We start from the raw sequence: 21583 nt of genomic DNA, 5'->3' as shown, positions 1-21583 counted from the left end.
GCTGGCCGACGCCCATTCTCGCCGCCCTCGCGCTGACGCTGGTGCCCGCCGGTCCGGGCTTCCCGGCCACCGGCGCGGACCGGCAGGCCGCCGCCGAGGCCGCCGACTCCCCCGAAGCCGAGGAGGTCCACGGTCTCAAGGGCGAGTACTACACCCACAGCGCCCCCGGCGCTTTCGACTTCGACCAGTTGAAGGCCACCGCCTTCGACCCGTCGCTGGACTTCAACGACCTGGAGCCGCGGCTCGCCGCCCGCGCCGGCCAGGCCGACCACGCCAGCGTCCGCTGGACCGGCGGGATCACCCCCGCGGCCACCGGCGAGCACACCTTCCACGTCAGCGCCGACAACGGCTTCCGCCTCTGGGTGAACGGCGAGATCGTCATCGACCACTGGGCCGACGACTGGGACGTCGAGCAGACCTCGCAGCCCGTGACGCTGGAGGCGGGCCGCACCTACGACCTCAAGGTGGAGTACTTCGAGCACCAGGGCGGATCCAACTTCCACCTGCGCTGGACCCCGCCGGGCGCCGAGAAGGAGGCCGTGCCGCAGTCCGCGTTCTCGCTCCCCGGGGACTTCGACTACAGCGGGCCCACCGAGGTCGCCGTGCAGCCCGACGGCCGCACGCTGACCATGGACTTCGCGCAGCCTCTCGCCGCGCCCCCGGCGACGTTCGACGAGCACCTGGAGACGGTGATCGGCGGTGCCGAGTGGCCGCGCGCCGCGGCCGAACTGGACCCCGGCGACCCCTCCCGGCTGATCGTCCCGCTCGACGAGCCGGTCGTCGGCCAGGGCGGCTCCGCCGACGTGCGCTACGACGGCCAGGGCGGCCTGACCGGCGCCGACGGCGCCGACATCGGCGAGTTCTGGACTTCGGGGGCCAACCACTCCGCGTACCAGTTGCACACGAAGTGGGCCGATGACGTCGACCCCGACGCCCCGCTCGCCGAGTACCCGCGCCCGCAGCTCACCCGCGAGGACTGGCAGAGCCTCAACGGCACCTGGCAGTTCGCCGGCGCCACGGAGGGCGAGAGCCCGCCCTTCGGCCGCACGCTGGACGAGAAGATCGTCGTGCCGTACCCGGTCGAGTCCGAGCTGTCCGGCGTCCAGCGGCACGAGGAGCGCATGTGGTACAAGCGCACCTTCACCGTGCCGCGGGACTGGCGCGTGGGCCAGGGCGGTGAGCGGCTCCAGCTCAACTTCGACGCGGTCGACTGGAAGGCCGACGTCTGGCTCAACGGCAAGCAGGTCGCGTCCCACAAGGGCGGCTACGACCGGTTCAGCGCCGACGTCACCCGGGCCCTGCGCGGCCACGGCAAGCAGGAGCTGATCGTCGGGGTCTACGACCCGACCGACTCCGAGGACGGCGAGAACCCGCCGATGGGCAAGCAGCGGCTGTCGCCCAGCGGCATCTGGTACACCTCCTCGTCCGGCATCTGGCAGTCCGTGTGGATGGAGCCGGTGCCCACCGACCGCGCCGAGGACCTGAAGATCACCCCCGACGTGGCCGGTGAGCAGACCGCCGTCCGGGTGCGCGGCGTACGCGACGGGGTACCGGTCACCGCCACCGCGTATGACGGCGACCGCCCGGTCGGCACCGCCACCGGCAGGACCGGCGAGGCGCTGACCGTGCCCGTTCCCGACCCGCGGCTGTGGTCCCCGGACGACCCCCACCTGTACGACCTGAAGGTGACGGTCGGCCGCGGCGGCTCGGCCGACGAGGTTCGGGGCTACTTCGGCATGCGCACCGTGGGCGTCGAGACCGTCGACGGGCAGCGGCGCATGACGCTCAACGGCGAGCCGGTGTTCTCCATGGCCACCCTCGACCAGGGCTTCTGGCCGGAGGGCATCCACACCGCGCCCACCGACGAGGCGCTGAAGTACGACCTCGAGATGCACAAGGAGATGGGCTTCAACTCGGTGCGCAAGCACATCAAGGTCGAGCCGGACCGGTGGTTCTACCACGCCGACAGGCTCGGTCTGCTGGTGTGGCAGGACATGCCGTCGATGGACACCAAGACGCCCTCGCAGAACTCCCGCACGCAGTTCGAGCACGAGCTGAAGGAGATGATCGAGCAGCACGACAGCCACCCGTCGGTCGTCATGTGGGTGACGTTCAACGAGGGCTGGGGCCAGTACGACCAGGCCCGCATCGCCGACTACGCCAAGGAACTGGACCCGACCCGGCTGGTCAACAACATGAGCGGCCACAACTGCTGCGGCGCGGTCGACGGCGGCAACGGCGACATCTCCGACGCGCACGGCTATCCGAGCGCGCAACTCCCGGCACCCGACGGCAGCCGCGCGCTGGTCAGCGGCGAGTACGGCGGTCTCGGTCTGGCCATCCCGGGCAACGCCTGGCCGGTGCGGCACACCTACGTGGGCGTCGACCGCGAGGCGTACACCGAGGAGTACCTGGTCAAGCTGGCCGAGATCGAGCAGTTCGCCGCCTGCGACGGCAGCAGCGGCGCCGTCTACACCCAGATCACGGATGTGGAGGGCGAGCTGAACGGACTGCTCACCTACGACCGCAAGGTCCTCAAGCCCGATGTGGAACGCATCCGGGCCGCCCATGAGGCGCTCATCGGGGGAGCCGCCGCCGGCACCCTCACCTGCGACGCCTCCTGACGACCGCCCGCCTCCGGCTGCCCCCCGGCCGCGGCACCCGCCGCGGCCGGGTCCGGGGGCGGGCCCCGGGCCCGGACGTCCGGGCGCTCCAGGCACCAGGCACCCCTCCTCCTTCCAGGACTCCAGGCACCCAGGGACCCGACATGCCTCCTCCGCTGAACCGCCGCCACTTCCTGCACGCCTCCGCCGCCGGGGCGTCCGTGCTGGCCCTCGGCTCCACCGCCCTCCCCGCCCACGCCCACGGGCCCGCCGCCGGCCGCCCGGTGCGCACCCCGTACGCCGCCGCCCGGTTCGGCAAGCTGCCGCTCGGCAGCGTCGCCCCCCGCGGCTGGCTCGCCGGCCAGCTCGGCACGCTCCTCGGCGGGCTCTTCGGCCGCTACGACCGGATCTCCCACTTCCTCGACTACGACGCCTCCGGCTGGGTGCACCCCGACCGCGCCGGGTGGGAGGAGGTCACGTACTGGCTGCGCGGCTACGTCTCGCTCGCGGCGCTCACCGGCGACGCCGAAGCGCAGGCGACCGCCCGCCGCTGGATCGACGCCATCCTCGCCACCGGGCAGCCCGACGGCTTCTTCGGCCCCGCCCGGCTGCGCACGGCTCTGGGCGGCGGCCCCGACTTCTGGCCGTACCTGCCGCTGCTCCAGGCGCTGCGCAGCCACGAGGAGTTCACCGGCGACGAGCGGATCGTGCCGTTCGTGCTGGCCTTCCTGCGCTTCATGAACGCCCAGGGCAAGGGCGCGTTCGACTCCAGTTGGGTGTCCAAGCGGTGGGGCGACGGCATGGACGTCGCGTACTGGGTGCACGCCCGCACCGGCGAGGACTTCCTGCTGGAGCTGACCGACAAGATGCACGAGTGGGGCGGGAACTGGGTCGACACCTTCCCGGACCTGCACAACGTCAACGTCGCGCAGGGCTTCCGGGAGCCCGCGCAGTACGCGCTGCGCGCCGGCGACGACGGGCTGACCCGTGCGACGTACCGCGGCTACGAGCGGATCCTCACGGAGTACGGGCAGTTCCCCGGCGGCGGCTTCGCGGGCGACGAGAACGCCAGGCCCGGCTTCGGCGACCCCCGGCAGGGCTTCGAGACCTGCGGCATCGTCGAGTTCATGGCCAGCCACGAGCTGCTGACCCGGATCACCGGCAACGCGCTGTGGGCCGACCGCTGCGAGGACCTGGCGTTCAACCTGCTGCCGGCCGCCACCGACCCGGCGGGCCGCGGTGTGCACTACGTGACGAGCGCCAACGCCGTCGACCTGGACGACGTGCGCAAGAACGACGGCCAGTTCCAGAACGGCTTTGCCATGCAGTCGTTCCAGCCGGGCGTCGACCAGTACCGCTGCTGCCCGCACAACTACGGGATGGGCTGGCCGTACTTCACCGAGGAGCTGTGGCTGAGCACGCCCGACGACGGACTCGCGGCGGCGATGTACGCGCCGTGCGAGGTGACCACGCGGGTGCGCAACACGGAGGTGACGATCACCGAGGAGACGGACTACCCGTTCACCGAGACGGTGACCCTGCGGGTCACCGCCGCGCGGCCGGTGCCCTTTTCGTTGCGGCTGCGCGTGCCGGGCTGGTGCGACGCGCCGGAGGTGACGGTCAACGGACAGCCGGTGGCCGCGGCTCCCGGGCCCGGCTTCGCCCGGGTGAAGCGGAACTGGAGCAGCGGCGACACCGTCGTGCTGCGGCTGCCGCAGCGCACGTCCGTGCGGGTGTGGGACGCCAACGGCGGCGCGGTGAGCGTCGACCGGGGCCCGCTGACGTACTCGCTGCGCATCGGCGAGTCGTACGAGCGCATCGGCGGCAGCGACGACTTCCCCCACGTGGCCGTACACGCGACCACCCCGTGGAACTACGCGCTGGCCCCCGGCACCGCGGACGGGCTGGAGTTCCACCGCGACGACGGCCCGCTGACCGGCGACCCGTTCACCCACGAGCACACCCCGGTGCGCATCGCCGCCCCGGCGCGCCGGCTGCCGGAGTGGGTCGCCGACCGGCAGCACGTCGTCGCGCCGCTGCAGCAGAGCCCGGCCCGCAGCACGGCGGAGCCGGAGACGGTGACGCTGATCCCGATGGGCGCGGCCCGGCTGCGGATCACGGCGTTTCCGACGGCGGACCCCGACGGCACGCCCTGGACGCCGGAGCCGCCGTACCACCGGGTGCAGAACAAGCACAGCGGCAAGGTGCTGGCGGTGGACCGGATGTCGCTGGCGGACGGCGCCAGGGTCCACCAGTTCGACAACTCCGGTACCTCCGACCACTCCTGGCAGTTGCTGGAGCGCAACGACGGGCTGCTGGTGATCCGCAACGGGCACAGCGGCAAGGTGCTGGCCGTCGACGGCGCGTCGACGGCGAACAGCGCGCCGGCCGTGCAGGACGAGGACGACGGCGCGCCGGACCACCTGTGGCGGCTCGTGCCCGACGCGGACGGCTGGTTCCGTATCCGCAACGAGCACAGCGGCAGGGTGCTCGGCGTGGACGGGATGTCGACCGAGAACAGCGCGCAGGTGGTGCAGTACGACGACAACGGCACGGCGGACCACCTGTGGCGGCTGGTCGAGGCGCCGGAGTGACACGGCCGGGCTGACGGCGCGCCACCCCGGCGGTGAGGACGCGCCGCTGCTGCTGAGCCGCCCGGGTGCCGCGCCCTGCCCCGGGGTCCGGACGCTCGCGCGTCCGGTCCCGGGGGCCGGGGCGTGCCGGTCAGGGCCGGAAGATCGGCTGCTTCTCCTTGCGCAGGGAGGCCATGACCCTGTCGTTGAGGTTGAGGTGGTGGCGGACCACTTCGCTCGGGGTGAGGGCCATCCACTGGGCGAGGCTGACGTCCTCGAAGCGCGGGGCCTGGAACATCTCCAGCAGCCTCAGCGGGGTGTCGCCGGTGTTCTCGATGTAGTGGCCCATGGCGAACGGGACGTAGCCGACGTCGCCGGGCTGGCAGTCGAACGTCCTGTTGTGGCCGGAGTTGGCGAACACGCCCATCCGGCCGCGGCCGGAGAGGTAGTACTGCCATTCGTCGTTGTTGGGGTGCCAGTGCAGCTCGCGGATGGCGCCGGGCTTGAGCCGCATGTTGACGCCGGCGAGTGTCGTGGCGATCGGCAGTTCCCGCCGCGTCACCTCGCGGGCCCAGCCGCCCTCGTCGAGACGCATGTGCGCCTGGCTGAAGGAGAACTTCATGTTGGGCAGCGTCCCGGAGTCCTCCTTGGGGGGCACGAGGAGGTTCGGGTTCTGGAGATCCATCTGGGGGTTGCGCGGGCCGTTGTCGGTTGCGCCGTGTCCGTCGCGGATGGGCTGCGGCATGTCGTGGACGGTCTGGTCTGCCATGATCCTTGCCTTTCGGTGGAGGGGGTGTCGTCCCGGCTGAGAGGGAAGGGGACGGGGAGACGGGTGCGTCAGGCGCCCGTCACCATGAGCACGATCAGGTAGGCGTTCATCGCGATGACCAGGGCACACACGATCGCGCCGGCGACGGTGGTCACGCGCCGGTTGACCAGCGGGCCCATGAGGTCGCGGCGGCGGGTGACGGCCACGAGCGGCAGCAGGGCGAAGGGGATGCCGAACGCGAGGACCACCTGGCTGAAGACGAGGGTGTCGGTGACCGGGAGTCCGGAGCAGAGGACGGCCAGTGCCGGCGCCATCGTGGCCGCGCGCCGGGCGAACAGCGGGATGCGCCGACGCAGGAACCCCTGCATCATCACCTGGCCCGCGTAGGTGCCCACGCTGGCGGAGGAGACGCCCGAGGCGAGCAGGGCGACGGCGAAGGCCATCGCCGCCGCGCCGCCGACCGTTCTGCCGAGGTCGGCGTGGGCGGCGGTGATGGAGTCCAGGTCGCCCAGGCTCGTGCCGCGGAAGAGCGCCGCGGACAGGCAGAGCATGCCCAGGTTGACCGCGCCCGCCAGGGTGAACCCCAGCGCGCAGTCGATCCGCAGGTAGCGCAGCAGGTAGCGCCGTTCGGCGGGGCGGTCGGCCCGGATCCGGCGCTGGGTCAGGGCGGAGTGGAGGTAGACCGCGTGCGGCATGACCGTCGCGCCGACGATCGCCGCCGCGAGCAGGACGGTCGTCTCGCCCTCCAGGTGCGGCACCATGCCGGCCGCCACCCCGGACGGGGACTGCCGGCCCACGGCCACGAGGTCGTACGCGAAGCCGGCCACCACCAGCAGCAGGAGTGCGAACACCGCGAGTTCGAAGCCGCGGCACCCGCGCCGCTGGCACGCCAGAATCGCGAAGGCCACGACGGCGGTCACCACCCCGGCCAGCGGGATGGGCATGCCGAAGAGCAGGCTCAGCCCGAGTGCCGCGCCGGCGAACTCGGCCAGATCCGTGGCCATGGCCACCAACTCGGCCTGCGCCCAGAGGATGCGGCTCGCCCAGCGCGGCGTGAGGTCGCGGCACTGCTCGGGCAGGTTGCGCCCCGTGGCCAGTCCCAGCTTCGCCGACAGGTACTGCACGAGCAGCGCCATGACGTTGGCCAGCACCACGACCCACACCAGCAGGTAGCCGGTGCGGGCGCCCGCCTCGATGTTGGTCGCCACGTTGCCCGGGTCGATGTACGCGACGGCGGCGACGAACGCGGGGCCGAGCAGCGCCATCCGGAACCGCCACCGCCCGCGCGAGCGGATGTCGTGGAAGTCCCCGAGCACCTGCGCTTTCTGCTCCTTGACCGGCGGCCGGGGCGGCCGGCTGATGACGGGTGCACTCATCGCCGCCTCCCTTACCGGGTCGTGCGGCAGCGCACCTCCGACTGCGTCCGAACCGGCGCGCGCCGACACGCAGCGCGAGGAACGCCGCCAGCAGCCTTCGGCGGGACAGACGCGCTGCCGGCGCCGCTCGCCGGGACGGGGACGTCCCGTGCGCCCGGCCCTCCGGGCGCACGGACACGCTCAGGGCCCCGCTGCCGGGGGAACAACGGGGCCCGAACAGAAGACTACGGGTCAGTAGCCTTCCTGCGAAGCCGGCCGGCCGGCCCAGGGCGCAATCCGGCCATCTGCGGCAATGCCCGTTCAGGCATACGGGTTCCGCCACACGCCGGGACACGGGCGCCACTCTGCGTGGCAAACCGGGATCAAGGCACCTAACCTGCAGAAGAGCCACTACCGGAACCTTCTGCCCCGCACCGCGGAGGACCACCAGCCCGTGAGCACCCACGACGACGCCGAGACCGCACCGGAGGCCCCCGTCGGCCCCGTGCCCGACGGCGAGCCGCGATTCCGCCCGTACCGCCACCCGTCGGCCGGCTGGGGAGCCGCGCGCAGCGTCGCCGAGGTCCTGCTGCGGCAGGGATCAGCGGTGGAGGGGGTGCGGGCCGTCAGGTGGATGAACCACGAGGACGGCGGGTTCGACTGCCCCGGCTGCGCCTGGCCCGACGACTTCAAGGGCCTGCACCTGGACATCTGCGAGAACGGCATCAAACACGTCGCGTGGGAGATGACGCCCAAGCGGGTGGGCCGGGAGTTCTTCGCCGCGCACTCGGTGACCGAGCTGTCGGGCTGGACCGACCATGCCCTGGAGGACCAGGGGCGGCTCACGGAACCCATGGCGTACGACCCGGAGACCGACCACTACGTACCGGTCGGCTGGAACGACGCGTTCGAGACTGTCGGCCGTGCCCTGCGGGAGCTGGACGACCCGGACCGCGCCGCGTTCTACACCTCCGGCCGGCTCGGCAACGAGGCCACGTTCCTCTATCAGCTCATGGCGCGCGAGCTGGGCACCAACAACCTCCCGGACTGCTCCAACATGTGCCACGAGGCCAGCGGCCGCGCGCTGACCGCGTCGCTGGGCACCGGCAAGGGGACCGTCGACCTCAAGGACTGGGACGCCACCGACGCGCTCTTCGTCTTCGGCGTCAACGCCGCCTCCAACGCGCCGCGGATGCTCACCTCGCTCGCCGCCGCGCACCGCCGCGGGGCGCGGATCGTCCACGTCAACCCGCTGATCGAGGCCGCCGCGACGCGCACCATCGTGCCGCACGAACTGCGGAACATGGCCCGGTTCAAGGCCACCCGCACCGGCGATGTCAACCTCCAGGTGCGCATCGGCGGCGACATGGCGCTGGTGCGCGGCATGGCCAAGGCCGTCCTGGAACGCTCGGCGGACGACCCGGGGGCGCTGGACCGGGAGTTCATCGAGCGCTACACCGCGGGCTTCGGGGAGTACCGCGCGGTGTGCGAGGCCACGCCGTGGGAGGAGATCGAGCGGCAGTCCGGCGTCGGCCGCGAAGAGATCCGGCGGGCGGCCCGCATCTACGGCGAGGCGGACCGCAGCATCGTCTGCTGGTGCCTGGGGCTCACGCAGCACGAGCACGGCGTCGACACCGTACGGGAGATCGTCAACCTGCTGCTCCTCCGCGGCAACCTGGGCCGGGAGGGCGCCGGCCCCTCGCCCGTCCGCGGGCACAGCAACGTCCAGGGCAACCGCACCTGCGGTGTCGACCACCGTCCGGGCGCCGCCTTCCTGGACCGGCTCGCCGAGGTCTGCGGCATCGACCCGCCGCGCGCGCCCGGGCTCGACACCGTCGGCACCGTGGAGGCGATGCACCGCGGGGACGTACGGGTGTTCGTCGCCATGGGCGGCAACTTCGCCCGCGCGGCGCCCGATACGGCGTACACCTTCGAGGCGCTGCGCGCCTGCGACCTGACCGTGCAGGTCAGCACGAAGCTCAACCGCAGCCACCTGGTGCACGGCCGCCGGGCGCTGATCCTGCCGTGCCTGGCCCGCACCGAACGGGACCACCGCGCCGGCGGGCTGCAGAGCACGTCCGTCGAGGACTCCATGAGCATGGTCCATCTGTCGGTCGGCATGAAGCGCCCGGCGTCGCCGCGCCTGCTCTCCGAGCCGGCCGTCATCGCGGGCATGGCGCGGGCGGCGCTGCCGGACAGCGAGACGCCGTGGGAGTGGTACGTCGAGGACTACGACCGCATCCGCGACACGATGGCCCGGGTACTTTCCGGCTTCGAGGACTTCAACCGCCGGGTGCGCCTGCCGCTGGGCTTCCGCATCAAGCAGCCCGCCCGCGAGCTGGTGTTCCGCACCCCGTCCGGCCGCGCGGAGTTCTCCGCGGCGCCGCTGCCGGACGTCGTCCCGGCGGCCGGGACGCTGACGCTGGCCACGGTGCGCTCGCACGACCAGTGGAACACCACCGTCTACTCGGCCGACGACCGTTACCGCGGCATCCGGAACCTGCGCACGCTGGTCTTCATGAACCGCGCCGACATGCGCGAGCGCGGCATCGGCGACCTCGCCCCGGTGGACATCACGAGCACCGCCCGGGACGGCAGCAAGCGGCATCTGCGCCGCTATCTGGCCGTGCCGTACGACATCCCCCGCGGCTGCGCCGCCGGCTACATGCCGGAGATGAACGTGCTGTGCGCGATCGGCGACCACAGCAGCCAGAGCGACCAGCCGGTGGTAAAGCACCTGTCCGTCACCATCGCCCCCGCGGGCTAGGACGTCTCCGCGCCCCCGCATCCGCGGACGGCGGCGCCCCGGCCGGTGCCCTCTCGGCCGGCGGGGAGGAGCCGGCCACGGCGAACGCAAGCAACTCACATGCTCAGCCGACTTCTTGCGTCAACGAGGGGTGTCCCCGCCGGGGAACTCCCGGCGGGGACACCGTGGTGCGAACGGCGCGCCGTCAGGGCCGCAGGGGCGCGGTCGCGGTGGGCAGCACGACCTGTCCGGTGACGAACTCGCTCCACAGCCCGAACCGCAGCTTGTCGCCGGGCCGCGCCGTGGTCTCGACGAAACCGACGGTGCTGCCGCGGTGTTCGCGGGTCGCGCCGAACGACAACTGGAAGCGCGTGGTGCCCACCCGCTCCTGCGGCGGGACCGGGCTGGGCGGCAGGATCTCGTCGGCCGCCCACCGGTAGTCGCCGTAGTACGGGTCCCGTACCCGCTCGAAGGTCTGCTCCAGGATCGTGTCGACGCCGGGGATGACCACCAGCACCCCGGGCGTGCCGTCGACGCGCGTGTTGACCACGGTGACGTCGTGTTCCGAGCCGTCCGGCCAGGTGCCCAGGCCCTCGCCGACCAGCGAGCCGGACGGGCAGGCCGCCGGGCCGTCCGCCTCGACCACGGCGCGGGCGCAGGTCGGGAAGGACTCGGGACGGAAGCTGAGGGAGCGGTCGAAGAGGAACACGAAGCGGCGGGCGGCGGCGGGCGTCGTCCCCTCGGCGGCGCGGCTGCGCCGGTCGAAGGCGACGGTCACGCTCTGCCCGGGACCGCGGGTCGCGGTGACGTCGAGGCTGTCGACGTTGTCGGTGCCCTCCACATCCGGTTCGTACGGGCGCTGCGGCCCGCCGGGCGCGGGGTCGGGCGGGGCCGCGGACCCGGCGGCCTGGGCCGGCAGGGTCAGTAGGGCCGCGCCGGCGAGGACGGCGGCGAGTGCCGTGGTGAGACGTCTCAAGAATCCCCCTCGGTGAGTTCGGTCGCGCGGCCTGCATCGAATCACCGGGCCCCGAAAACGCGCATAAACGCCCCGCCCCGGCGGGGCGGTCGGCGGTGGCGCGGGGACGGTCCGCCCGTTGTCCGTGGTCCGTGGCAGACTGCCCACCGAAAGCGGCGCCCGCGCGGGGCGCCCGTCGTCGCGAGGGGGCGCGATGGGTCTGGAGATCGAGGGGCGGCCGTCGGACTCGCCGTACGTGTCGTACGTCTGGCAAAGCCGCAGCGAGGGCGTCGACCGGATGACGGCGGTCGCGTCGACCCGCTGGGACCTGGTGTTCTGGGAGTCGCGTGCCGGTTTCCAGGCCGCGGTGGCGGGCCCCGAGTCGCGGGCGGGCACGGCGCCGGTGCCCGAGGAGGCCGCGTTCTTCGGCATCACCTTCGCGCTGGGCACCACTTTGACGCACCTCCCGGCGCACCGCCTGGTCGACGGTGGGGTGGAGATACCCGACGCGACGCGCAGGTCGTTCTGGCTGAAGGGCGCCCACTGGCCCGTGCCGGGACCCGACGACGCCGAGGCGTTCGCGGACCGGCTGGTGCGCGCCGGCGTGCTCGCCCGCGATCCGCTCGTCGCCGGGGTGATGCGCGGCGGCGCACCGGACGTGTCCGCGCGCACCGCGCAGCGGCGCTTCCGGGCCGCGACGGGGTTCACGCACGGCGCCGCCCGGCAGATCGAACGGGCGCGGCACGCCGCGGTTCTGCTCCGCGGGGGCACGGCGGCCGGCGACGTCGTGCACCGCCTCGGTTACTACGACGAGCCGCATCTGGCCCGCGCCCTCGCCCGCTACATCGGCCGGACCGCCGGGCAGTTGCGGGACGACCCGTCCCCCGCGCAGCCCCTGTCGCTTCTGTACAAGACCTGACGAGCGCCAGCCGCTAGCGTCCCGACGGACTGCACGCCCGCCGGCCATTCGCTACTGGAGCACACCGTGAGAAAGATCGTTGCCAGCCTGTTCATCTCCCTCGACGGCGTCGTGGACGCGCCGGACCAGTGGCACCTGCCCTACTTCGACGACGAGATGGGCGAAGCGGTCGGCGCCCTGATGTCCGACACCATGCTCTACGGCCGCACGACCTACGAGGGCTTCGCGGAGGCGTGGCCGCAGCGGGAGGGGACCGACGACGAGGACGCCGAGTTCGCGAAGATCCTCGGCGACGCCCGCAAGATCGTCGTCAGCCACGGCGAGGTCGATCTGTCCTGGCGCAACTCCGAGAAGCTCGGGGGCGACCTGGTCACCGGCGTGACCGCGCTCAAGAAGGAGTCCGGTGGCGACGTCTCCATCGGCGGCTCGATCTCCGTGATCCGCCAGCTTCTCCGGCACGGACTGCTGGACGAACTGCACCTGCTGGTCCACCCGATCGCGGTGCGCAGGGGCGAGCGGCTCTTCGACGAGGGCGACTCCACGATCCCGCTGAAGCTGCTCACCTCGAAGGCGTTCGGCTCCGGCGTGCTGCACCTGGTCTACGGACCCGCGGACTAGGAACGTCCGGGCTCCTCGGGTGCGTCGGCGGCCGGTTCCCCGACCAGCGACTGCAGCGGCGGGCCCGTCACCGCGCAGTACACGTGGCACGGCGGCTCCGGCGGCGCCGCCGCGGGCTTCACGGCGGAGCGGATCGTCGCCCAGGACAGCACCGCTCCGCCGGCGAGGAGCCCGGCGCAGATGAGCAGGGCGACGCGGAAGCCGTCGCCGAACGCCCCGGGATTGCGGAAGTCGTCGCCGGAGAGCCCCGCGGCCAGCGGCAGCGCGGCGACGGCGAGCAGGCTCGCGGCGCGGGCCACCGCGTTGTTGACGCCGGAGGCGACGCCGGAGTGCCGGTCCGCCACCGCGCCGAGGACGGTGGCGGTGAGCGGGGCGACCGTCGTCGCCAGGCCGAGGCCGAAGACCACGACGCCGGGCAGCACGTCGCCCACGTACGACACGTCGTCGCCGGAGCCGCCGATGCGCAGCATCAGCAGCAGCCCGGCGGCGCAGATCGCCGGGCCGACCGTCATCGGGATGCGCGGCCCGATGCGCTCCGACAGTTTCCCCGACCGCTCGGAGAGCGCCAGCATGATGAGCGTGACCGGCAGCAGGGCGGAGCCCGCGGTGACCGGCGAGTAGCCGGCGGAGATCTGCAGGTCCAGCACGAGGAAGAAGGTCACCCCGCCCAGGGCCGCGTAGACGACGAACGTCACCAGGTTCGCCGCGGTGAACTGGCGTGAGCCGAAGATCCCCGTGGGCAGCATCGGGTGGCTGCTGCGCCGCTGGACGAGGACGAACGCCGCCAGCGCCGCCACCCCCGCGGCGCTGCTCGCGGCCAGCACCACCGCGGAGACGCCCTTCTCGGGCGCGGCGATCAGGGCGTACGTCACTCCCGCAAGGCCCAGCGCGCCGAGCGCGGCGCCGGTCCAGTCGAAGCGTCCGGTGGCCGTCTCGTCGCGGCTCTCGGGGACGTGCCGGGCGGCGACGGCCACGACGACGACGGCCAGCGGCACGTTGATGGCGAACACCCACCGCCAGCTCGCCACCTCCACCAGCCAGCCGCCGAGCAGCGGGCCGAGGGCGCCGGCGATACCGGCGAGGCCCGACCAGACGCCGATCGCGCGGGCCCGGTCCTCGGGGGCGAAGGATGCCTGGATGAGGGCGAGCGAGCCGGGGGTCAGCAGCGCGCCGCCGATGCCCTGGAGGGTGCGGGCGGTGACGAGGATGCCGACGTTCGGTGCCAGCGCGCACAGCAGCGACGCGACCGCGAACCACACGGTGCCGAAGACGAACACCCGGCGGCGGCCGTAGCGGTCGCCGAGGGCGCCGCCGAGGAGGATGAGCGCGGCGAGGGTGAGGGTGTAGCCGTTGACCGTCCACTGCAGCCCGCCGAGGGAGGTGCCGAGATCGTCGCCGATGGTGGGCAGCGCGACGTTGACGACGGTGGCGTCGAGGAAGGTGATGCCGGAGCCGATCACCACCGCGGTCAGCAGCCAGCGCCCCGCTGACTCGGCGAGCCGCAGGCCCGCGGGCGCGCCGGCGGGCGGGTGGGTATCCGTCATGACCGCAGTCAACCGCACCGCCCGGCCACGCGCAGCGTACGGGCGTGCCCGCCGTGCGGCGCGTCGGGTAGCGTCCGGGTTGTGAGCGAAGCCAGCGCCGGGGACGGCCTCGAAGACGGGCCGGACGGGACCGCCGGGGACAGCCCGGCGGACCTGCCCGGGAGCACGTCCGGCTTCGAGCGCGGCACGGACGGCCCGAAGGTGATCCTCGCGGGCGTCGACGGCTCCGAGACCTCCTGGCGCGCCGCCGCCTACGCCGCCGGCCTGGCCCGGCGGCAGGGCTCGCTGCTCGCGGTGGTGTACGTACAGCCGACGCTGGCCGCCGCCGCGGCGCTCGGCGCACCGGTGGCGGACGCCACCGCGGACGTGGCGGAGGAACTGGTCGCGGAGATCCGGCGGACGGTGGAGCAGTTGCGCGGGATGTTCGACGTGCGCTGGGAGTTCCACACCCTGCACGGCGACGCCTACGGAGGGCTGGTGCAGGCGGCGCAGGAGCTGCAGGCGGACGCGGTGATCGTCGGGGCGTCGGAGCAGGCGGGGCACCGGTTCGTCGGCTCGGTCGCGGTACGGCTGGTCAAGGCGGGCCGCTGGCCGGTGACGGTGGTGCCGTAGCGGCCGCGGACACCCGCCGCTCGTGTCGCGCCGCCCGCGGGTCTGCGGCACGGTGGGTCCATGAGCGATCACACGTACCGCGTCACCGAGATCGTCGGCTCCTCCCCGCACGGCGTCGACGACGCCGTCCGCAACGGCGTCGCCCGCGCCGCGCAGACGCTGCGCAACCTCGACTGGTTCGAGGTCACCCAGGTGCGCGGGCAACTGGAGAACGGCGTCGTCGCGCACTGGCAGGTGGGGCTGAAGCTGGGCTTCCGGCTGGAGGACGCCGACGGCTCCTGACAGCCCCGCGCAGCCGCGGTCACTTCAGCAGCCGGGACATTCTCCGGTCGGCCAGCGGCTTGCCGCCGGTCTGGCAGGTGGGGCAGTACTGCAGCGCCGAGTCGGCGAACGAGACCTCGCGGATGGTGTCGCCGCAGACCGGGCACTTCTCCCCTGCCCGGCCGTGCACCCGCAGCCCGCTCTTCTTCTCCGCCTTCAGCCGCCCCGCGGCCACCCCGCGGGAGCGCTCGACGGCCCCGCGCAGGGTGTCGCCGATCGCCGTGTGGAGCACGGCGGTCTCCTCCTCGGTGAGGTTCGCGGCGAGCTTGTACGGGGAGAGCTTCGCGACGTGCAGGATCTCGTCCGAGTACGCGTTGCCGATGCCGGCGATCGTCGACTGGTCGCGCAGCACGCCCTTGATCTGCCGCCGCTCCTTCGCCAGCAGCGCGCCGAACGCCTCCGCCGTGAACGCCGCGTCCAGCGGATCCGGGCCCAGCCGGGCGACGCCGGGTACGTCCCGGGGATCCCGTACGCAGTACACCGCGAGGCGCTTCTGCGTGCCCGCCTCGGTGAGGTCGAACCCCGTGCCCTCCGGGTCGGCCAGCCGCACCCGCAGCGCCAGCGGCCCCCTGCCCGGCCGCGGCGGCGCGGCCGGCAGCTTGTCCTTCCACTGCAGCCAGCCGGCCCGCGCCAGATGGATCACCACGTGCAGCTCGTCGGCGACCGTGAGGTCCAGGAACTTGCCGTGCCGCCCGACGGCGGTGACCTCGGCGCCCTCCACCGCGGTGAGCGGCGGGTCGTACGTCTTGAGCACGCTGATCGCGACCGGCTGCACCCGGGCGATGTGCCGCCCCACCAGGTGCTCGCCCAGGAATCCGCTGAGCGCTTCGACTTCGGGAAGCTCGGGCATGTCCTCCAGTCTGCGGCATCCTGGAGCGATGTACGAGGAGAGGCCCGCGCTGCTGCCGGGCGCCGTCGTGTGGCGCCGCCGGGACGTCCGCCCCGGCCCGTACCGGGTGCTGCCGGACGGCGGCACCGACCTGATCCTCACGCCCGGCGGGCTGCTGGTGGCGGGACCCGACACCCGCGCGCACGTCGGCACCGGCGCCGGGGGCGAGACCTACACCGGGCTGCGCTTCGCCCCCGGGCAGGGCCCGGCGGTGCTGGGGGCGCCCGCGCACGAGCTGCGCAATCTCCGGGTGCCGCTGGCGGACCTGTGGGGTGAGCGGCGGGCCCGGGCGGCGGCGGAGCAGGTGACGGCGGCGGGGGACCCGGGGGCGGCGCTGGAGGCGCTGGTGCGGGCGCGCCTGGCGGACGCGGAGCCGCCGGAGCCGTACGTGCCGGCGGTCGTGGCGGCACTGGCCGCGGGCCGGCCGGTCGCCGAGGTCGCGGAGGCGGTGGGGCTCGGCGAGCGGCGGTTGCACCGGCGCAGCCTGGCGGTGTTCGGGTACGGGCCGAAGACGCTGGCCCGCGTGCTGCGGATGAACCGGGCGCTGGAGCTGGCCCGGGCGGGCACCCCGCCGGCCGGCGCGGCGGCGCTGGCGGGGTACGCGGACCAGGCGCACCTGGCGCGCGAGATGCGGGCGCTGGCCGGGGTGCCGCTGACCGCGCTGCTGTGAGCGGCACCCCGCGCGCGGCGCCCCGCGCGTCCCCGGGCCATGCCCTCAGCCGAGCGGCGCGAAGAGGTCCACGCCGTTGCCGTCGGGGTCGTGCACCTGCGCGTAGCGCTGGCCCCACTCGGCGTCCCAGGGCGCCATGGCGCCCTTGTACCCCGCCTCGGTGAGCATCGCGTACGTCGCGTCCACGTCGGCCGGTCCCTCGCAGCGGAAGGCGAGGCCGATGCGGCCCTCCCCGGCGGGCGGCTGGACGTCGGGCGCGAAGGACCTGACGGCCTCTTCCGCGTCCCACATCAGCCGCAGCCCGCCGGGCAGCGACGCCTCGACGTGCGGCTGCCCGTCGGCGTCGGCGGGGATGTCCAGGCCGAGCAGGCGGTAGAAGGCGAGGGTGGCGGCCATGTCGGCGGTCACCATTCCGATGGCGTCGAATCGTGCGGTCATGTCCCCGACCCTAGGAACCGGCGCGCCGGCGCGTCTTGAACGAATCGGACGCCCCTCACCCGGCCGGCGCAGCCGCGGCGGCCGCCGGGAACGGGCCCGGCAGCCCGCAGTCCTCGCTCAGCAGGTCCTGGTCGAGCGCGGCGCCGGCGACCGTGCCCGCCGCCGCCGCCGTGACGACCGCCGCCAGCGGCATCGGGAGGGTCGCGCGGTGCGCCATGTCCCCGGCCGCGTACACGCCGGTCACGCTGGTCCGCCCGAACTCGTCGATCTCCACGAGCCCGCCCCCGGAGCCTCCGGGCAGCAGCGCGCAGCCCAGCTTCTCCGGCAGGCCGGAGCGCTCGCGCAGCGCGCCGCCGGCGAACACCGCGTCGCGCTCCAGCGGCTCGCCGCCCTCGAAGCAGATCCGCTCCAGCTTCGCCCCGGACCCCTCCAGCCGGACGACGGGCTCGCGGCGCACCGCGACCCCGTGGGTGCCGAGCAGGTCACGCTGTTCGTCGGGCAGCGGCGCGGCGCCGGTGACCAGGACCACGTCGGTCGTGATCCGCAGCAGGTGCAGGGCGAGGCGCACGTGACCGGGTCCGGCGCCGAGGACGGCGACGCGGCGGCCGGAGACCTCGAAGCCGTGGCAGTACGGACAGTGCAGCACCGACCTGCCCCACAGCGGGGCGAGTCCGGGGACGTCGGGCAGTTCGTCGACGACCCCGGTGGCCAGCAGCAGCCGGCGCCCGTCGGCCCCCCCGCCGCCGGCCTGCACCAGGCGGTACGCTCCGTCGGCCGTGCGCAGCACGTCGGCCACGGCGGCCTGCCGCACCTCCACTTCGGGGTACGCCTCGAGCTGGGCGCGGGCGACGCGGCGCACTTCGGCGGGCGGGGTGCCGTCCCGGGTGAGGAAGTTGTGCACGGCGGCGGCGGGGGCGTTGCGGCCCTCGCCGGCGTCGAGCACGAGGGTGCGGCGCCGCGAGCGGCCCAGGGTGAGGCCGGCGGCCAGCCCGGCGGGCCCGCCACCGACGATGATCGCGTCGTACATGGGTGTCCTCCCTTGACTCCGCGCCCACTCTGCAAGTTAATGTCAACATGAAGTCAAGCGAGTCCATGACCATCGGCGAGCTGGCCGGGCGCTTCGGGCTCGCCACCCACGTGCTGCGGCACTGGGAGGCGAGGGGCCTGCTCACGCCCGCCGAGCGGGTGAACGGCCGCCGCCGCTACACCTCCGACCACGTCTCCCGGGTCGCCATGATCATCGGTGGCAAGCGCGGCGGGCTCAGCCTGGAGCAACTGCGCGAGCTGTTCGCCGCGCAGGGCCCCGGCGACCGGCACACGCTGCTGGAGCGGCACCGGGCGGAGCTGCACGAGCGGATGCGCGAGATCGAGCGGTCGGCGGCGATGATCGACCACGCGCTGGAGTGCGAGGCGCACGACTTCACCCGCTGCCCGAACTTCCAGACCCTGGTGCGCCGGCTCGCGGACGGTGAGGACCTGACCCACCTCCCCGTCGGAAACGGCCCGTCCGCCGGGCCGGGACCGCTTTCCCCGCACGTCCGGAGCACTCCGCACGGGACCGTTGTCCGATAGCGTGCCAGTCCCCGCACCGCCGCACCGCACCGCTCAGCGCCCGGGGTGTCCCCGCCACGGACCACGGGCAGCACCCTGAGGTCGCCCGCAATCCGCCCAAGAGGGAGCGAGAAGCATGGGAGCCCAAGCCGTCACCGCGGGGGTCCTGAGGGAGCGCGCGCCCGACGAGCGCCGCGTCGCCCTCACCCCCGAAGTCGTCACCCGTGTGCGCCGGTCGGGTGTCGACGTTCTCGTCGAGACCGGCGCGGGCGCAAGCGCCTGGTTCACCGACGCCGACTACACGGCCGCCGAGGCCGAGGTCGTCGGCGTGGACGAGCTGATCCGCCGCGCCGACGTCGTGCTCTGCGTCGCACCGCCCGACCGCGAGACCGCCGCCGCCCTGCGCGCCGGCCAGACGCTCATCGGCATGCTCGACCCGCTCCGCCAGGCCCCCGACATCCGCGAGCTGGCCGCCAGGGGGGTGACCGTCGTCAGCCTCGACCTGCTGCCCCGTACGCTCAGCCGGGCCCAGACGATGGACGCGCTGACCTCCCAGGCCAACGTCGCGGGGTACAAGGCGGTGCTGCTCGCCGCCGACAACTACGACCGGTACTTTCCGATGCTCACGACGGCGGCGGGCACCTCGAAGCCCGCCGCCGTTCTCGTGCTCGGCGCGGGCGTCGCCGGACTGCAGGCCATCGCCACCGCGCGCCGGCTCGGCGCGGTCGTCACCGCGTTCGACGTACGGCCCGCGGCGCAGGGCGAGATCGAGTCGCTGGGCGCGAAGTTCCTGGAGCTGGAGGGGGTGGCCCCGGCGGCGGGCGAGGGCGGCTACGCGCGCGTGCTCACCGAGGAGGAGCAGCGCGCGCAGCTCGCCGCGCTGGAGGCGGCGGTCCCCCGCTTCGACGTGGTGATCACCACCGCCCGGGTGCCGGGCCGCAGGCCGCCGCTGATGGTCACGGCCGCCGCGCTGGAGCGGATGCGCCCCGGCTCGGTGGTGGTGGACATGGCCGCCAGCGAACTCGGCGGCAACGTGGAGCTGTCCGAACCGGACAAGACGGAGGTGCTCGCCGGGGGCGTCACGCTGATCGGCGCCGGAAACCTGCCGTCGGTGATGGCGACGGCCGCCTCCACCGCGTACGCCCGCAATATCAGCGCCCTGCTGGCGCACCTGGCGCCCGACGGGTCGGTGCGCATCGATCTCGACGACGACATCCAGGCAGGCGTGGTCGTCGCGCACGGCGGCGAGGTCGTCAGCGCCGCGGTCGCCCCGCAGAACGGAGGGAACCGGTGAACCTCGATCTGCTCACCGCCGTCACGATCTTCGTGCTCAGCGTGCTGGTCGGCTTCGAAGTGATCAGCAAGGTGCCCGCGACGCTGCACACGCCGCTGATGTCGGGTGCCAACTCCATCCACGGGATCGTGCTGATCGGCGCGATGCTGGTGACGTCCCTCGCCGACGAGCCGCTGGAGTACGCGCTGGCGTTCGTGGCCGTCGCTTTCGGCGCGATGAACGTCGTCGGCGGGTACGTCGTCACGGACCGGATGCTGCACATGTTCCGCGCCCGGCCGACGCCCGGCGGTACCCGGGGAGGTGCGGCGGAATGAGCGATGTGGAGACCGCCGTACGGTACGTCCTGCTGGCCGCCGCCGCGTGCTTCGTCCTGGGTCTGCGGCTGATGAACTCGCCCGCCACCGCCCGCCGCGGCAACACCCTCTCGGCCGGCGCCATGGCCGTGGCGATCGCCGCGACCGCGGTGCTGCTGGCGGAGCGCGGCGCCATCACCACGACCGGCTGGCTGGTGCTGCTCTCCGCGACCGTCATCGGCTCCGGCGCCGGGCTGTACCTGGCCCGTACCGTCGAGATGACGGCGATGCCGCAGTTGGTGAGTCTGTTCAACGCGGTCGGCGGCGGCGCCGCCGCGCTGCTGGCCATCGTCGAGCTGCTCCAGCACGCGCACCCCGGGGATCTCGGCGCGCGCACCACCGTGCCGGGCGGCATCGACATCCTCATCGGCGCCATCACCTTCTCCGGCTCGCTGGTCGCCGCGGGGAAGCTGCAGGGCCTGATCCCGGGGAAGCCGATCGTCCTGCCGGGCACCCGGATGCTGAACGCCGCGCTCGCCCTGGTCTTCGCCGGCTCGGGTGTGTGGCTGGTGGTGGACCCGGGCAGCGTCGCGGCACTGACGGTGCTCACCCTGACGGGGCTGGTCTTCGGTGTCACGATGGTGCTGCCGATCGGCGGCGCGGACATGCCCGTGGTCATCTCGCTGCTCAACGCCTTCACCGGCACGGCGGTCGGCATGGCCGGCTTCGTGCTGAACGAGCCCGCGCTGATCATCGCCGGCGCGCTCGTCGGCGCTTCCGGCACGATTCTCACCAAGCTGATGGCAGACGCCATGAACCGCTCGATTCCGGCCATTGTCGTCGGCGGCTTCGGTACCGGTGAGGACGCGGCGGCAGCGGGCGCGGACGGAGACGTCCAGGTGCGCCCGGTCTCGGTCGACGACGTGGCGATCCAGCTCGCGTACGCCGGCAAGGTCGTCATCGTGCCGGGGTACGGGCTGGCGGCCGCGCAGGCGCAGCACGAGCTGGGCGACCTGGCGGACCTGCTCCAGGAGCAGGGCGTGGAGGTCACGTACGCGATCCACCCGGTGGCGGGACGGATGCCGGGACACATGAACGTGCTGCTGGCGGAGGCCAACGTGCCGTATCCGCAGCTCAAGGAGATGGAGGAGGCGAACCCCGAGTTCCCGCAGGCGGACGTGGCGCTGGTGATCGGCGCCAACGACGTCACCAACCCGGCCGCGCGGCGGCCGGGGAACGCGATCTCGGGCATGCCGATCCTGGACGTGGACCGGGCCAGGAACGTGGTGGTGATCAAGCGGTCGATGGGCCACGGCTATGCGGGCATCGACAACGAGCTGTACACGGCGGAGAACACCGGGATGTTCTTCACCGACGCCAAGAAGGGGCTGGCCGATCTGAAGACCGCGGTCCGCACGTTCGTCGGCTAGCGG

General features: G+C 73.5%; 19 protein-coding genes. 12 read left to right on the top strand and 7 right to left on the bottom strand.

Going from position 1 to position 21583, the window contains the following annotated elements; genetic code table 11:
* Nucleotides 1-41 precede the first annotated feature (41 nt).
* Nucleotides 42-2624, top strand: coding sequence for a glycoside hydrolase family 2 (locus tag I003_RS0101020; protein ID WP_027769769.1), 2583 nt, complete (start codon nt 42-44; stop codon nt 2622-2624).
* 143 nt (nt 2625-2767) lie between these two features.
* The gene (locus I003_RS0101015; protein ID WP_027769768.1) at nt 2768-5197 is read left to right on the top strand and encodes an RICIN domain-containing protein; all 2430 of its coding nucleotides are present in this window, start codon (nt 2768-2770) and stop codon (nt 5195-5197) included.
* Nucleotides 5198-5327: 130 nt separating this feature from the next.
* Here the strand turns inward: I003_RS0101015 and I003_RS0101010 are convergent, their stop codons facing one another.
* Together I003_RS0101010 and I003_RS0101005 are read right to left on the bottom strand one after the other, a co-directional pair.
* Nucleotides 5328-5945, bottom strand: coding sequence for a cupin domain-containing protein (locus I003_RS0101010; protein WP_027769767.1), 618 nt, complete (start codon nt 5943-5945; stop codon nt 5328-5330).
* A gap of 68 nt (nt 5946-6013) precedes the next feature.
* Nucleotides 6014-7321: an Nramp family divalent metal transporter gene (locus I003_RS0101005; protein WP_027769766.1), complete on the bottom strand. Its 1308-nt coding sequence runs from the start codon at nt 7319-7321 to the stop codon at nt 6014-6016.
* A gap of 433 nt (nt 7322-7754) precedes the next feature.
* Between I003_RS0101005 and I003_RS0101000 the strand changes: the two genes are divergently transcribed.
* The gene (locus I003_RS0101000; protein WP_027769765.1) at nt 7755-10067 is read left to right on the top strand and encodes an FdhF/YdeP family oxidoreductase; all 2313 of its coding nucleotides are present in this window, start codon (nt 7755-7757) and stop codon (nt 10065-10067) included.
* Between the two features lie 184 nt (nt 10068-10251).
* On the opposite strand, the gene I003_RS0100995 is transcribed toward I003_RS0101000, so the two are convergent.
* The gene (locus I003_RS0100995; RefSeq protein ID WP_027769764.1) at nt 10252-11022 is read right to left on the bottom strand and encodes a hypothetical protein; all 771 of its coding nucleotides are present in this window, start codon (nt 11020-11022) and stop codon (nt 10252-10254) included.
* A gap of 193 nt (nt 11023-11215) precedes the next feature.
* On the opposite strand from I003_RS0100995, the gene I003_RS0100990 reads away from it, so the two are divergent.
* Both I003_RS0100990 and I003_RS0100985 read left to right on the top strand, forming a co-directional pair.
* On the top strand, nt 11216-11920 hold the full coding sequence (locus tag I003_RS0100990) for a helix-turn-helix domain-containing protein (protein ID WP_027769763.1): 705 nt from the start codon (nt 11216-11218) through the stop codon (nt 11918-11920).
* A 66-nt stretch (nt 11921-11986) separates the two neighbouring features.
* Nucleotides 11987-12538: a dihydrofolate reductase family protein gene (locus tag I003_RS0100985; protein ID WP_027769762.1), complete on the top strand. Its 552-nt coding sequence runs from the start codon at nt 11987-11989 to the stop codon at nt 12536-12538.
* On the opposite strand, the gene I003_RS0100980 is transcribed toward I003_RS0100985, so the two are convergent.
* Nucleotides 12535-14082 (bottom strand): MFS transporter, encoded by a 1548-nt coding sequence (locus I003_RS0100980; RefSeq protein WP_027769761.1) that lies wholly within the window; start codon nt 14080-14082, stop codon nt 12535-12537. The genes I003_RS0100985 and I003_RS0100980 overlap by 4 nt on opposite strands.
* A 153-nt stretch (nt 14083-14235) precedes the next feature.
* Here I003_RS0100980 and I003_RS0100975 point away from each other — a divergent pair, with 153 nt between their 5' ends.
* Nucleotides 14236-14694 (top strand): universal stress protein, encoded by a 459-nt coding sequence (locus tag I003_RS0100975; RefSeq protein ID WP_027769760.1) that lies wholly within the window; start codon nt 14236-14238, stop codon nt 14692-14694.
* A 60-nt stretch (nt 14695-14754) separates the two neighbouring features.
* Entirely contained in the window at nt 14755-14976 is a 222-nt protein-coding gene (locus tag I003_RS0100970; RefSeq protein WP_027769759.1) for a dodecin, read from the top strand.
* Nucleotides 14977-14995: 19 nt separating this feature from the next.
* Here I003_RS0100970 and I003_RS0100965 read toward each other — a convergent pair whose 3' ends face one another.
* On the bottom strand, nt 14996-15865 hold the full coding sequence (locus I003_RS0100965; RefSeq protein ID WP_027769758.1) for a DNA-formamidopyrimidine glycosylase family protein: 870 nt from the start codon (nt 15863-15865) through the stop codon (nt 14996-14998).
* 28 nt (nt 15866-15893) lie between these two features.
* Between I003_RS0100965 and I003_RS0100960 the strand changes: the two genes are divergently transcribed.
* The gene (locus I003_RS0100960; protein WP_027769757.1) at nt 15894-16574 is read left to right on the top strand and encodes a helix-turn-helix domain-containing protein; all 681 of its coding nucleotides are present in this window, start codon (nt 15894-15896) and stop codon (nt 16572-16574) included.
* A gap of 45 nt (nt 16575-16619) precedes the next feature.
* Here I003_RS0100960 and I003_RS0100955 read toward each other — a convergent pair whose 3' ends face one another.
* Nucleotides 16620-17012: a VOC family protein gene (locus tag I003_RS0100955; RefSeq protein WP_027769756.1), complete on the bottom strand. Its 393-nt coding sequence runs from the start codon at nt 17010-17012 to the stop codon at nt 16620-16622.
* Between the two features lie 55 nt (nt 17013-17067).
* Complete coding sequence (locus I003_RS0100950) at nt 17068-18039, bottom strand: NAD(P)/FAD-dependent oxidoreductase (RefSeq protein ID WP_027769755.1); 972 nt, start codon at nt 18037-18039, stop codon at nt 17068-17070.
* 47 nt (nt 18040-18086) lie between these two features.
* On the opposite strand from I003_RS0100950, the gene I003_RS0100945 reads away from it, so the two are divergent.
* From I003_RS0100945 to I003_RS0100930, 4 genes are all read left to right on the top strand, one after another.
* Nucleotides 18087-18584, top strand: a complete 498-nt coding sequence (locus I003_RS0100945; protein ID WP_486584038.1) for a helix-turn-helix domain-containing protein — start codon at nt 18087-18089, stop codon at nt 18582-18584.
* Nucleotides 18585-18699: 115 nt separating this feature from the next.
* Nucleotides 18700-19857 carry an NAD(P) transhydrogenase subunit alpha gene (locus tag I003_RS0100940; RefSeq protein WP_027769753.1) on the top strand — a complete coding sequence of 386 codons (1158 nt, stop codon included), beginning with the start codon at nt 18700-18702 and terminating at the stop codon, nt 19855-19857.
* Nucleotides 19854-20171: an NAD(P) transhydrogenase subunit alpha part 2 gene (locus tag I003_RS0100935; protein WP_027769752.1), complete on the top strand. Its 318-nt coding sequence runs from the start codon at nt 19854-19856 to the stop codon at nt 20169-20171. The genes I003_RS0100940 and I003_RS0100935 overlap by 4 nt, the downstream gene beginning before the upstream one ends.
* Nucleotides 20168-21580: an NAD(P)(+) transhydrogenase (Re/Si-specific) subunit beta gene (locus I003_RS0100930; RefSeq protein WP_027769751.1), complete on the top strand. Its 1413-nt coding sequence runs from the start codon at nt 20168-20170 to the stop codon at nt 21578-21580. Before I003_RS0100935 ends, I003_RS0100930 begins: the two co-directional genes overlap by 4 nt.
* Nucleotides 21581-21583 lie beyond the last annotated feature (3 nt).

The sequence above is a fragment of the Streptomyces sp. CNQ329 genome, from assembly GCF_000482585.1.
This window is presented reverse-complemented; position numbering and strand designations above follow the sequence as displayed.